Below are 13,460 nucleotides of genomic sequence, written 5' to 3'. Positions count from 1 at the left end.
GATAAAATGTCATTATGAAAAAAGCAACTAAAAAAGAGATTTTAGAAATTCACGAACTGTTTATCCAAAGGTACAGTGACGCTGTAACCGAGCTTGAATATAAGAATGCTTATGAGCTTGTTGTAGCTGTTGCACTGTCAGCACAATGCACCGATAAAAGAGTAAATATTATAACGCCAAAGCTATTTGAGATCTATCCTAGCCCAAAAGAGTTGGCAGATGCAAACATAGATGATGTAAAGGGACTAATAAACAGTTGCTCATTCTTTAATAATAAAGCTAAAAATATTATTGCAATGGCGCGAAGAGTTGTAGATGTTTATGAAGGAGAGATTCCTATGAGAGAAAAAGATTTAATAACTCTTGGCGGTGTAGGACAAAAAACAGCTAATGTTGTAATGATAGAATATACTGGAGCAAACCTTATGGCCGTTGATACTCACGTTTTTAGAGTTTCTCATAGACTAGGTCTAAGTGATGATAAAACTGCGTTAAAGACAGAAGCAACACTCGTTAAAAAGTTTAAAAATAACCTTCATGCTCTTCATCAGGGAATGGTTTTGTTTGGCCGTTATATTTGCACGGCAAAAAATCCAAAATGTGATGAGTGTTTTTTAACTGAGTATTGTAAGACAACTGATACTTTCAAAGTTTAGTAACTTGGTATAACAAATGCTTGCATCTAGACATGATTAAAATAACATTACTAATTTTAGCAACACTTTTTTTTAGCGGATGCGTAAATAAGCACGGAATATCTGCAAAATACTATAGCGACTGTAAAGAATACTACGACCTGCAAGGTTACTACCATAAAGAGTGTGGAGAAGACGATATAGTTACATACAAAGAGATAGGTGAAGCCGGTGGAAAAGTTATTGATACATGGACAGGTAATAAACCTAAGCCAAAAGGTAATGTCTGGTAAAGGAAGTGCCATTTGTTGCTAGAAATTAAAATTGTAAAATAGTTCTAGGCAGTTGATTGAGGATTGGCTAATGCCAATTGAAATCAACTAACGACGAAATATGAAACAAGTTTACTTTATAGCAATAAATGTGGCGAAGTTTGCCCAGCGAAATACTACTTCACAGTGTGAAAAACCACAGTTTTTAGCCATCTTAATATTTTCATCTTCACTATATGGAACTAAAACATTTTCTAAAGCTTCTCTTTTTTGCATGATCTCATATTCTGAGTAACCCTGCTCTTTTTTAAAATCATAATAACACTCTATAAGATCTTTATTTAATTTTGAATGGTGTGAAATTACTTTTTCACTAAAAATAAAGATACCTTCTTTTTTAAGAGAATCTGCTATCTTTTTTACTAGCTCTTCACGAACTAGAGGACGAATAAACTGCAGCGTATAGTTACTTACAAAGACATCTGCTTGCTTATAATCATATTCTAATATATCTGCATTTTGAAGATCTATTGTAGCCCCAAGTGCTTGACATTTTTTTCTAGCTTGCTCTAACATTGCATCTGAATTATCAAGTCCGATTAAAATTGCTTCTATTTTTAACTGCTTTGAGATGCTTATAAGCAGAGATGCAGTTGAACAGCCCAAGTCATAAATAAGTCCGCCATCTTTAAGCTGCTTTAGTGCAAAGAACTCTGTAATCTTTTGAGACTCTTTATAAAAAGGCACACTGCGGTTTAGCATATCATCAAAAACTACTGCTACTTCTTCATTAAACTCAAACTGTTTTTCTATTGGTTTTGTAAATACTTTATCATTCATAATCGTATTTTAGCTAAAATGTTTATAATTCAAAAAATAAATAATGAGAGAATCGTATGGAAATAAACACTTCGACGTGGATGCTGATATTTTTTATAATATTATTAGTAGTTAGTATCTGGAAAATTTATGTTTTTTTGCCAAATAAACCATTAGCAGATGATGACACTACAAAAGAGTCACAAGAAGATCTTTTAAAAGTAATTCTTAAAGTAATAAAAGAAAGTGATGGAGAATTAAGCCACAGTGAGCTTTTTATGAAAGTACAAGATGATGATACATTCAATAAAGAAAGATTTTGGAGGTTTAATCAAAACAAACTAAACCAACTATTAAACTACTATCATTTAGAAAACTCTCATACTAGCTCTATTAAAGATATTTACCATGATTTAAAGGCTTAAGAGCCTTTAAATATTAGTTTTTATTCAATGCATTTAAATCGGCAAATGCTTCTTCGACTCTAGCTACTAAAGTTTCTTGTCCTGCTCTTAACCATTTTCTAGGATCATAATATTTTTTATTTGGCTTATCTTCACCTTCTGGGTTACCTATCTGACCTTGTAGGTACTCATTGTATTTTTCAACATATTGCTTTGTACCAAGCCAAGTAGCCCACTGAGTGTCAGTATCTATGTTCATTTTGATAACACCATATTCGATAGCTTCAGTGATTTCTGAAGGAGCTGAACCTGAGCCACCATGAAAAACAAAATTTACAGGTTTAGCAGATGTTCCAAACTTATCTTGAATATATTTTTGTGAGTTATCTAAAATAGTTGGAGTTAGTTGAACATTACCCGGCTTATAAACACCATGAACATTTCCAAATGAAGCTGCAATTGTAAAGTCAGGTGACACTTTACTTAACTCTTCATATGCATATGCAACTTCCTCAGGTTGAGTATACAGAAGAGCATTGTCGATGTTAGTATTATCAACACCATCTTCTTCTCCACCAGTTACACCAAGCTCTATTTCAATACTCATTCCAATCTTACTCATTCGCTCTAAGTATGATTTACAAATTGAAATATTCTCTTCTAAAGGTTCTTCTGATAAATCTAACATATGTGAAGAGTAAAGTGCACGGCCAGTATGCTTAAAATGTTTCTCTCCAGCATCTAGAAGAGCATCTATCCAAGGAAGAAGTTTTTTAGCAGCATGATCAGTATGAAGTATTACAGGAATGCCGTAAGCTTCCGCCATCAAATGAACATATTTAGCACCAGCTACTGCGCCTACAATCGCAGCTTTTTCATTCTCATTGCTTAAACCTTTACCAGCAAAATAAGATGCACCGCCATTACTAAATTGAATAATCACAGGAGATTTAACTTTTGCTGCTGCTTCTAACACAGCATTGATAGAATCATTTGATACAACATTTACAGCAGGAATAGCAAACCCTACCTCCTTTGCCATGTTGTAAACTTTTTGCACGTCATCTCCAAAAAGGACACCCGGTTTTACAATATCTAATATGCCTTTGCTCATTACGCTTCCTACTTTTTTTATTATATTTGTGATTATATTATAAGCTTTATTTGAAATAACTTTTTTTGTAAACTTTTTATGTTAAAATGGTTAAAAAACATAGAGTTTGCTATGCCTATTAAAAGTAATAATGAGTGGATAACAGATATCGTTCTCATTGATATCATCAATTTTTCTAAATTAGATGCAAAGCATCAGTTAGAGATTATTAACTTTTTAACTAAAAGCTACACCAAGATGATAGAAAAGATGTTAGAAAATTCAAACATGTCGCTTAAGAATCTTATACTTGGCTATATCTCTACCGGTGATGGCTTTTACTGTATTTTAAACCCTAAACTAAAGGGTTATGGAATTATCTTAGGTCTAAGTTTTAACTATTTTTCTGAGCAAATATCATCAAAATATTCATATTTTGAAGGCCTTAGAATTGCGGTACATACAGGTAAAATCTATGAATTTACAGATATACTTGGAAATAAAAACTATATAGGTGATGGATTAAATGACTGTGCTAGATATTTGGAGATAAAAGATTATAAAATCTCTACTATAATGGTTTCAGATACTGCTTATGAAAGTTTAAAAGCTTTTTTAGACAGATATAAAAATTTTAATGCACTATTAATTGAGAGAGAATTTAAATATTCATCTCCATACACTTTTGAAGATAAACACGGCAATAAAAAAGAGGGTCGCTTAGTGTGGCTACGAAAGGCTGGTATAATTAACCCGCCAAATACAAATTTTAATTCTATGCTTACAAGGACATGAAATGCAACTAACGATAGACGAATATTCAAAACAATTTAAAATGTCAAAAGAGATGATAAACTCAAAACTAAGAGCAAAAAAACTAAACTATATTATAGATGACTCTGTGACATACATTCAAGTTGATGATATTCCAGTGCAAAAAGAAGAAAAAAGTGAACCTGTTCAAGAAAAAAGAGCCTTAACTAAACCAAAAACAACTGTTGCAACCGTTATAGCACTTTACCAAAGAGAAAACACTCAACTCAAAGAAAAAATCATGCAGCTTGAGAACAAAATAGACAAGTTAATAGATGACAAAGAGCAGATGCTTCGTGATGAACGTGATAAAATTGAGCAGTTATATAGTAAAAAAGATGAGCAATTAAAAAATATTTTAGAACTTGTAAATACAAAAATGATGCTTGAGCATCAGGACCAGACTATTCATGAAGTTGAGACTTTAGAAAAAGAAGAAGAAATTCCAGAGACTGAACCAGGTATTGTTGAACTAAAAGAGTATCTTAAAACATTAAACTTGAGATCTTATCAAAGAAAAGTAATCAAAAGAAGATTTCTTTCCGTTTATGATAATGATATTAGAGTAGTTCAGAAAGATGGCAAGCTATACCTAGACTTTTCAAAGTATGACTATAGTGATCTTCTTTCGTATTAATATAACAAGGTAACTTCATGAGTGAAATACAAAATACAATAATAAAAACAAAAAATATTAAAAACTCGATGACAACATTCGCATCTGATAATTTTATACCTCTTAATGAATGTGATTTTAATATACAAAATGTTGCTACATATATTAAAACAAGCTTCGATGATGATTTCAGACTTTTTAATGAAAATATAAATGAACATTATAAAGATGAAAAAAACCTTCTAAATCAACGTGTAGAATTCCAACAGCTCTATACTATTGTGGCCATTCAGACAAAAGAGATAGAGATGAAGCTGAACTACACTTTGGAACTTGACGAGCACGAATGTATGCCAAAACTTGTTTTACACCCAGATTCACATATTTTATATAAAACCCATAAGCCTATAGAGACTTTTAAACTTCTACTTAAAGAGATAAATAAGATAAAAGCTAAAAATGGAATTCTAATCAATATATATGATGAAAAAATGATGAAAAATCTAAAAGCTTTTACAAAATACTTATATGAAGGTAAGTTTATAAAGAAAATAAGAATTCCTCTCTTTGAAGGGATAGAACCTCAAATAACTAGAGCTGGTAAACTAATACTTTGGTTTAAACACAAAGAATCAGAGCAGAAACATCAGATAATAGAAGTTGAAAAAGATGAAGTGCTTGTAGAGTTTAAAAAACCAGTATATGGAAAGAGCGGATTCAACTCTCATGGCAAACAGATAGACAAAGACTACCTGCATAATGCAGACGATCTTCAAACACCAGTAGATGACAAAAGTATCTACATTGAAGAGAGTGATGATAAAAAATTATATAAAAGTAGAGTAAAAGGTTTTGTTCACTTTAGTGAAACACTGCTTAGTATTGATAATAAAGTAAGAATGTCAAAATTATCAAGAGTACAAGATTCTCTTGCAAAAGAAGAAGCAAATAATATAGAAGTACACATCTCTCAAAATGACACTACAAAAGACAGTATTGGAGAAGGTGTTGAACTTACAAGTGAAACCATACACGTAAATGGTCACATAGGTGCCAACAGTATATTGGAAGCTGTAAACATGCAGATAGATGGAGCTACTCACAAGGATTCATTACAATTTGCAAGGGTTGCTAAGATAAATAGACATAAAGGAACTCTGAGATGCCACGATGCCAAGATAGCGCTTTTAGAAGGTGGAATTGTCCATGCAACTAATGTTGAGATTGAAGCCTCTCTTGGTGGAGTAATATATGCTCAGAATGTAAAGATAGGACATGTAAAAAGCAACTTAAAAGTTTATGCCTCTGAATCTATAAGCATAAAACTTGTAAGTGGTGAGGATAACATTTTTAAAATCAACTATAAAAATATTCCTATTTTATGTTCTAAAATAGATCTTATAAATGAAGATATTGAAGAGTTAAAATTTTCTCTTGAGGAAGCTAACAGGCATAATAAGTCAGAGGTTGAGAGTATCCAAGATGAAATAAAAAAATTAAAAAGTGAGATACAAACTATAAAAGACTCTGCTTCAAGAGCCACAATCACTATAGAAAAACCTCTAAAAGGTCTAAATAACATTATCTTTGTTCTTGATAATGATGAAGAGATTGTTTACAAGACTGATGCACAGAGCTACGAGCCTTTTTATCTAGAAATATCTGAAGAAAAAATCACCCTACAACCAGTTAAAAAATCCATCTTCCTTTAAAAGCAAAAATCAAAATTCAATAATTTTTTTATATCCTCCTATATGAGGATATTTCTATGTAATTAGAATACGGTTTTCCGTGTAAATAAATATATAAATAGTGTTTTTAATCTTATATATTGTGTATTAAATATCTTCAATTGCATATAAACATATTTATATAATACCTTTTGTTAAATTAAATGTATATTTAAGTATTTAATCCGTATACTTCTCTTTATGCAAATTGATGATCTATTTAATATTCTTCATAACTCGCTAGAGTCAAAAAACAATGGGAAAAAAGTATCTCTCAAAGATATGGCTGATTCACTTGGGATTTCTATGCGTACATATCAGGACTGGAAGTTAGGCAGAGCTAAACCTCAGGCTGCTTCAGTAGTTATGAAAATGTTAGGAAAGTTAGATGATGATGAGATTATTAGAGCTGTTAGAAAAATCAATAGACTTGAAGAGGTATAGTAAATGAGCACACTAACTAAACAAGAGAGAGATGGATTAGAAGATATTTTTTTGTCCATTGGCAAGAATAGTGATAAGTATTCAAAATTAAAAGATTTTTCATCTTTAATTTTGTCTAAGAACATAAGCCTAAACACATCACAGTTCTTGGAAATGGCTAAAACAGGACTCAAAGAGTCAAAATTATCGCAATTTATCACACTTTTCATAAAAAAGAAGAAAAATTTAAGCAAATAAACTATAAAGTATCCATAGCTGAATTATTTTAGGCACAAGGCTTTCTGGTGCTTATGCTTAATAATTTCGGAAATCTTTATGAATCTAAGGGTCAATATATGAACAAAGCTCAATTCGTTGAATTAGTACAGGCAAATGGTGGTTACAAAACTAAAGTTGAAGCAGAACTTGCGATTAAAGCATTTACTGAGGCTGTGACAGCTGCTCTAGTTAAAAAAGAAGATGTTTCTTTAGTAGGTTTTGGTAGTTTTGCTGCAAACCTTCAAAAAGGCAAAAGTGGTAAAGTTCCAGGTACAGATAAGACTTATACTACTCAGGATAAAATGGTTCCTAAATTTAAAGCTGGTAAGGGTCTAAAAGATCGCGTGGCAGCTGGCAAATAATTGCTAGAAACTCATTGCGCCCAAGGCAATGAGTTTTTTTATATTTTATGAATATATCTTCATTTTTCTCTCTATTTAAAACAAAACAGAAAACTCTAAAACTTCCAGATTCACTATTAATCAAAAAATTAAAAGAAGTTAGTAAAAGAAATAATCTAAGCGTTTACGAAAATATAACAATATATCATCATACCCAAAGCTTTTATATCCCTCTACTTATATTAGATCCAGCTAGAGGTATCTATCTGTTTGAATATAAAGAGTGGTCATATGATGATCTTAAAAATGCAACAGTATCAAAAGCTACAAACCAAGACTCAAGTAATAAAAGTCTTGCTTATGAAAAAACTCATGAGTTCATAAAACAGAAGTTTAATGAACTCACACATCACGATGGTGTGCCAATCTACAACTATCTGCTGATGGAAAATCTAAACAGTGATGAATATAAGCATCTAGACAACTCTTTTAAAGAATTGCTTCCTTATAAAAAAATCATGTTTAATGACTCTTTAGAATCAGAAATATTGCATAAATTACAAGAAATACCATTCCCATCTTTACCTATGCCTGATGAAGTTAATATTATAGGGAACTTGCTTGTTCAGTATCTTATATTTTCAAAAGATAAAACTATGCATATTGCAACACAGGAGCAGATAAGGTTTATAGAGTCTGCAACTACTGGACAAGAAACATTAAGCGGCAATGCATACTCAGGTAAAACAAGTTCTATTCTTTTAAAAGCTATTTTGGAAAGTTTACGTAACCCTGAACTTAAAATCATTATAATTGAACCAACAACACTAGCCTGCGATATACTAAAGCAAAAACTGCTTAACATCATTGAGTATGCAATCATTGAAGTGGATATCACCTTAATAGAGATAATTACACCAATAGATTTAGTTAACAAGCATCTGGCTAAACTCAATAAACCACAGCTAGAAGTTATACTAAACATTGATGACAAACTAATGAATAAAAATTTCAATGTTGCAGATTTAATAATCTGCGATGACTCTAATCTACTATCTTTTGAATTTATATATTACTTAAAACATATACAAAAAAAATCTTCTCTTCTTTTAGTAAATGAACACAGTGATGAAGAATCAACATTCAGATTTAATAAAAGTTTTAAAACTAAAGAGTTAGAAGTAGTTTTTAAACGAGCAAATCAGCACGCTAAAGCTCTACAGATAATTTCAAGCCTACTAGAAGAAAATAAATCACAGGATATATTGGTAGTAAGCGACAACTTAAGTAAAAGAAAATTAAAAGACGACTTAGAGTATTTTATAAAAGATAAAGCAGTTTTATTAGATAGTTCCAATAATTTAATATCCCAAGACTTAGATAATTTACTTTTATGTTCTTACTCTCAGATTAGTTCTATGAACTCAAAATTTATCATACTTATGGATGTAGCAGATGCCTCACTTAATGAAGTAGAACATGCTGTTAATTTAGCTGAGGACAAAGCTTTTGTTCTTTATGAAGATGATTGTGAAAATGTAGAGGCTTTAAAAAAACTTAGTCATACTATGATATAATTTCCGGACATTATTCAAGGTAATTACATGATAAAACGCTTTATTCTACTACTATTAATCCCACTAACAATTTTTGCTGCTAAGGATATCGATAGATCATTTAAGATGATGAAGATTGAGCAAAGAGTAGCTTTAGTTATAGGTAACAACCAATATGACAGTAATCGTCTTGGAAAATTACAGAACCCAATAAATGATTCAAGAGCTATGAAAGATAAATTAAAGGACCTTGGCTTTAAAGTATACTATGGTGAAAATCTAACAGTACGCGAAATGCGCAAAAAGCTCCGTGATTTTGGGGAAGAACTTCAAAAAGGTGGTGTTGGTCTTTTCTTTTTTGCTGGTCACGGAATTGAATCTCAAGGACAAAATTACCTTATCGGCAAAGACTCAAACCTTATTTCAGAAGATGAGATAGAAGATGAAACACTTGAACTTAGTAGGGTTATAAATAAAATGAACAAATCAGGCAATCGATTAAACATCGTTTTACTTGATGCATGTAGAAATAATCCATTTTCTCGCTCTAGTGGAGGTGGTCTAGCAAAAGTCCAGAATGCTAAAGGTATGTTCATAGCATATGCAACAAGTCCAGGAGAAGTTGCAAGCGATGGAAATAAAAATAACGGTGTTTTTACAGAACAAATTATAAAACATATAGACACGGAAGGAATTCCAATAGGTCGAATGTTTAAAAGAGTAAAAAAAGATGTATATGAAAAAACAAATCAAAAACAAAGACCTTGGACACATGATGACATAATTGGTGATTTTTACTTTAAACTTCCTACTAAATCAGATGATAAATTTGCAGCTTTAGAAAAATCACTAATTGCACCAATAAAACTTGATTCATACACAGAAAAAGCAGCCAGTGAAAGTAACACAATTGTTCTAGAAACTACTCAAGGCAAAATTGAGATAGATTTATATCCTGATATAGCACCATTAGCAGTTGAAAACTTTAAAACACATATAAAAAACGGTTACTATAATGGTATAGCTTTTCATAGAATTATTAAAAACTTTATGATTCAAGGCGGAGATCCAACTGAGAGTGGTAGGGGTGGTAAGAGTATCTGGGATAAATCATTCAAAGATGAATATAAAAATAAAACATTTGACAAAGCAGGAATCCTTGCAATGGCAAACGCAGGACCACATACTAATGGAAGCCAATTTTTCATAACAACTGCTAAAACTCCTTGGTTAAACGGCAGACATACTATTTTTGGCCAAGTAAAAGAATCTTCTATGGAAACAATTATGAAGCTGAATAATGTAGATACTTTTGGCAGAAGTGGTGCAGATAGACCACAAGATAGACAAGAAATAATAAAAGCATATATCAAATAGTAGGACTTATGAATGGTAATTGGACTGGGATAGAAGGGTATTATAAAGCTTTGTAATATTCTCGTAACCTTTATCTCGATATAATTCCAAAAAATATTACAAAATGGTTACAAGAGGAAAATTATGGAAATTCAAACTATGAATAAACTTGAGAAAGAAGCACTGAAAAAGAGTGGAACAGACTTTACAAGATTAGGTTTTGCACTATTTTTTATGATAGGTGTTTTGACATTTAGTTTTTTAAGTAATGGTGGGATTTCAAATAATATGTTCCTAGCTGTTGCTGCACTAATTGGCGCTTATATGGCAATGAATATTGGTGCGAACGATGTTGCTAACAATGTCGGACCTGCTGTTGGCTCAAAAGCTATGACACTAACAACTGCCATTATAATTGCTGCAATTTTTGAAGCTGCAGGGGCTATTATTGCTGGTGGTGAAGTTGTTAAAACTATCAAAAAAGGTATCATTGATATTTCTGCTTTTGGTGGTAATGCAGATCCTTTTATATGGGCAATGATGGCTGCACTTTTAGCAGCAGCTCTATGGCTTAACTTTGCAACTATGGTGAGAGCTCCTGTTTCAACAACTCACTCTATTGTTGGTGGTGTAATGGGTGCAGGTATTGCAGCAGCGGGGTTTAGTATTGTATCATGGAGTACAATGGGTAAAATTGCAGCTTCATGGGTAATATCTCCTGTTTTAGGTGGAGTTATCGCAGCAGCCTTTCTTTTTTCTATTAAAAAATCTATTGTATTTAAAGATGACAAAGTAAAAGCTGCCAAGAGGTATGTGCCTATCTTTGTAGCAATAATGTCATGGGCATTTGTAACATACATAACACTAAAAGGTCTTAAAAAAATCTGGCCACAAGTTGTTGAATTATTAAATATGATTCCTTTTGTAGCAATTGAAATGACTAACAAGCCATCTCTTTCTACTGCACTTACTCTTGGATTTGTTATTGCTGTAATGGTTTACTTTTTTGTTAAAGCTAAAGTCAGCTCAAACACAACAAAACTTGAGAATACTAAAGCTTCGGTAAATACACTATTTACAATTCCTCTTATCTTTGCAGCTGCACTACTAAGTTTTGCTCACGGGGCAAACGATGTTGCAAATGCAATTGGACCCTTAGCAGCTATTAACGATGCTGTAGTAAATGGTGGGGTATCTTCAAAAGCTGCTATTCCTCTATGGGTAATGGGAGTTGGTGCTCTTGGTATCGCTCTAGGTCTTGCTCTATATGGCCCAACACTAATTAAGACAGTTGGTAGTGAAATCACTGAACTAGACCAAATAAGAGCATTCTCAATCGCTATGGCTGCATCTATCACAGTTATCATAGCATCTCAACTTGGTCTTCCTGTTAGTTCTACACACATTGCTATTGGTGGTGTTTTTGGTGTTGGTTTTTTAAGAGAGTGGCTGCACTTAAATGATATGGGAAGAACTCTAGAAGATGATAAGCAGTCTATTATTGATGAAAGAGAAAATCTTCACGCCTTTAGTGCTGAGCTTAAAACTTTAGAAGCAAAAAATTCAAAATCTCAAGCTGACTATGAGAGAGTTGTTGAACTTTACAAACAAATCGCATATGAAGAAAAGCAGATTAAATCTGCTAAAAAGAGCATTAAACATGCTAAAAAAGTGGAGTTTGTAAAAAGAGACGCTATTAAGAAAATTGTCACTGCATGGGTTGTTACAGTGCCAGCTACAGCTACTCTCGCTGCAATATTATTTTATATGATTAAAGGGATTATGATTTAATCCATCTCGCATTTAACACAATTACGACCTGAGTCTTTTGCAAGATATAGAGCTTTATCAGCTCTATCTATAGCGTCTTGCATCTCTTCGCCTTCTCTAACTTGAGAAACTCCAAAACTGGCTGTTACGTTTCCAACCACATCTATAGATAACTCTTCTATTGATACTCTTAACTTTTGAGCAATAAATATAGCATGTTCCATATCAGCAGTTGGTAGCATTATAAGAAACTCTTCCCCACCCCATCTGCAAACAACATCAACATTTCTAAGTATTTTTAAAAGTGTATGTGCAACTTGCACAAGAGTTTTATCTCCTGCATTATGTCCATAAACATCATTAACTTTTTTAAAGTAGTCTATATCTACTAGTATTAAAGACATATAATTATGTCTTTGAACCATAGATGTATATGATGATAGATATAGCTGAAAAAACTTATGTCTAGTATAGAGTCCCGTTAGAGCGTCCGTAGATGCAATATTCTCATACTCTATATTTTTATTTTGAAGCATCAAGTTTATTTCACTTAATTCATCCTGATACTCTTTCATCAACATAGCCCATTTAGAGTAGGTTAAAGAAATCAGCTCTTTTTGTGAAATAATACCAGATAGACTTCCTTCATCATCTATAACTATAACTCTTTTATAGTGTCTCTCTTTAATAAAAGCAAGTGCTTCTCTAACTGATGAGTTTTTATTGATAGAATCAACAGGAGATGACATATACTCTTTTATTGCAACATCCAAATCAATTTTATTTTTAATTAGACTCATTATATCTTTTGTAGTAAAAATACCTATTGGCTTTAAATCTTCAACTACAACTACATTATCATAAAAATTATTAACCATATCCTTAAGTAGAAATACTATTTTTTCATCTTTATGAACCCACTTCATTCTACGCCCAAGCTTTAAAAAGTCCTGCAAACGATAATTGTCCATTAGCGTGTCTGGATCTATGTTGCTAGTGATATCCGTATGTGTAACTAATCCATAAAGAGAATTATCATCATTAATTACGCAGATATATTCTATAGAATTATTCAAATATTCTAAAGTGTCTAAAATATTTTTATCTTTATTTATTGTTGGAATTTTAAATAGCTGTAAATCGCATAGAGGTATATCTGTGTTAACCTCTTTGGTTTGTATATTTAACACATCAATAATACTCATTATATAAAAATCATTTATATCTTTTACTATTATATTCCTATGTTCATTTTCTAGCATCTTACTCATAGCTTCGTTAAATGTACTTTTCATATCAATAGAGACTACTGATTTGGTAGCAATGTCGCCTATATTTGGAAACTTCATAAAA

Annotated in this window: 15 protein-coding genes; 12 read left to right on the top strand and 3 right to left on the bottom strand. The window is 31.9% G+C overall.

Features of this window, described 5'->3' with window-relative positions; translation table 11 throughout:
- Nucleotides 1-14 precede the first annotated feature (14 nt).
- Together nth and SMGD1_RS09455 are read left to right on the top strand one after the other, a co-directional pair.
- Nucleotides 15-656, top strand: a complete 642-nt coding sequence (gene nth, locus SMGD1_RS09460; protein ID WP_008335494.1) for an endonuclease III — start codon at nt 15-17, stop codon at nt 654-656.
- Nucleotides 657-688: 32 nt separating this feature from the next.
- The gene (locus SMGD1_RS09455; RefSeq protein ID WP_008335696.1) at nt 689-928 is read left to right on the top strand and encodes a hypothetical protein; all 240 of its coding nucleotides are present in this window, start codon (nt 689-691) and stop codon (nt 926-928) included.
- A 111-nt stretch (nt 929-1,039) separates the two neighbouring features.
- Here SMGD1_RS09455 and cmoA read toward each other — a convergent pair whose 3' ends face one another.
- Nucleotides 1,040-1,747 carry a carboxy-S-adenosyl-L-methionine synthase CmoA gene (cmoA, locus tag SMGD1_RS09450; RefSeq protein WP_008336826.1) on the bottom strand — a complete coding sequence of 236 codons (708 nt, stop codon included), beginning with the start codon at nt 1,745-1,747 and terminating at the stop codon, nt 1,040-1,042.
- 56 nt (nt 1,748-1,803) lie between these two features.
- On the opposite strand from cmoA, the gene SMGD1_RS09445 reads away from it, so the two are divergent.
- Nucleotides 1,804-2,151, top strand: a complete 348-nt coding sequence (locus SMGD1_RS09445) for a hypothetical protein (protein ID WP_008336929.1) — start codon at nt 1,804-1,806, stop codon at nt 2,149-2,151.
- A gap of 13 nt (nt 2,152-2,164) precedes the next feature.
- Here the strand turns inward: SMGD1_RS09445 and fbaA are convergent, their stop codons facing one another.
- Complete coding sequence (gene fbaA / locus SMGD1_RS09440) at nt 2,165-3,244, bottom strand: class II fructose-bisphosphate aldolase (RefSeq protein ID WP_008336512.1); 1,080 nt, start codon at nt 3,242-3,244, stop codon at nt 2,165-2,167.
- A gap of 78 nt (nt 3,245-3,322) precedes the next feature.
- On the opposite strand from fbaA, the gene SMGD1_RS09435 reads away from it, so the two are divergent.
- From SMGD1_RS09435 to SMGD1_RS09395, 9 genes are all read left to right on the top strand, one after another.
- Nucleotides 3,323-4,018, top strand: coding sequence for a hypothetical protein (locus SMGD1_RS09435; protein ID WP_008334964.1), 696 nt, complete (start codon nt 3,323-3,325; stop codon nt 4,016-4,018).
- 1 nt (nt 4,019) lies between these two features.
- Complete coding sequence (locus SMGD1_RS09430; RefSeq protein ID WP_008335268.1) at nt 4,020-4,673, top strand: hypothetical protein; 654 nt, start codon at nt 4,020-4,022, stop codon at nt 4,671-4,673.
- Nucleotides 4,674-4,690: 17 nt separating this feature from the next.
- Nucleotides 4,691-6,364: a flagellar assembly protein A gene (locus SMGD1_RS09425; protein WP_008336505.1), complete on the top strand. Its 1,674-nt coding sequence runs from the start codon at nt 4,691-4,693 to the stop codon at nt 6,362-6,364.
- A gap of 219 nt (nt 6,365-6,583) precedes the next feature.
- A complete protein-coding gene (locus tag SMGD1_RS09420; protein ID WP_008335858.1) occupies nt 6,584-6,826 on the top strand; it encodes a helix-turn-helix domain-containing protein in 243 nt (80 codons plus the stop codon).
- A 3-nt stretch (nt 6,827-6,829) separates the two neighbouring features.
- A complete protein-coding gene (locus SMGD1_RS09415) occupies nt 6,830-7,063 on the top strand; it encodes a hypothetical protein (protein ID WP_008336100.1) in 234 nt (77 codons plus the stop codon).
- Between the two features lie 98 nt (nt 7,064-7,161).
- Nucleotides 7,162-7,446, top strand: coding sequence for an HU family DNA-binding protein (locus SMGD1_RS09410; protein ID WP_008336023.1), 285 nt, complete (start codon nt 7,162-7,164; stop codon nt 7,444-7,446).
- 47 nt (nt 7,447-7,493) lie between these two features.
- Nucleotides 7,494-9,002, top strand: a complete 1,509-nt coding sequence (locus SMGD1_RS09405; protein WP_008336349.1) for a hypothetical protein — start codon at nt 7,494-7,496, stop codon at nt 9,000-9,002.
- A gap of 27 nt (nt 9,003-9,029) precedes the next feature.
- A complete protein-coding gene (locus SMGD1_RS15095) occupies nt 9,030-10,358 on the top strand; it encodes a peptidylprolyl isomerase (protein WP_008336562.1) in 1,329 nt (442 codons plus the stop codon).
- Between the two features lie 123 nt (nt 10,359-10,481).
- Nucleotides 10,482-12,128, top strand: a complete 1,647-nt coding sequence (locus SMGD1_RS09395; RefSeq protein ID WP_008336199.1) for an inorganic phosphate transporter — start codon at nt 10,482-10,484, stop codon at nt 12,126-12,128.
- Here the strand turns inward: SMGD1_RS09395 and SMGD1_RS09390 are convergent.
- Nucleotides 12,125-13,456, bottom strand: coding sequence for a diguanylate cyclase (locus SMGD1_RS09390; RefSeq protein WP_008335447.1), 1,332 nt, complete (start codon nt 13,454-13,456; stop codon nt 12,125-12,127). The genes SMGD1_RS09395 and SMGD1_RS09390 overlap by 4 nt on opposite strands.
- Between the last annotated feature and the right edge of the window lie 4 nt (nt 13,457-13,460).

Origin of the sequence: Sulfurimonas gotlandica GD1, from assembly GCF_000242915.1 — a bacterium.
Classification (GTDB): domain Bacteria; phylum Campylobacterota; class Campylobacteria; order Campylobacterales; family Sulfurimonadaceae; genus Sulfurimonas; species Sulfurimonas gotlandica.
The sequence above is the reverse complement of the archived record's forward strand: the minus strand, read 5'-3'. Positions and strand labels throughout refer to the sequence as shown.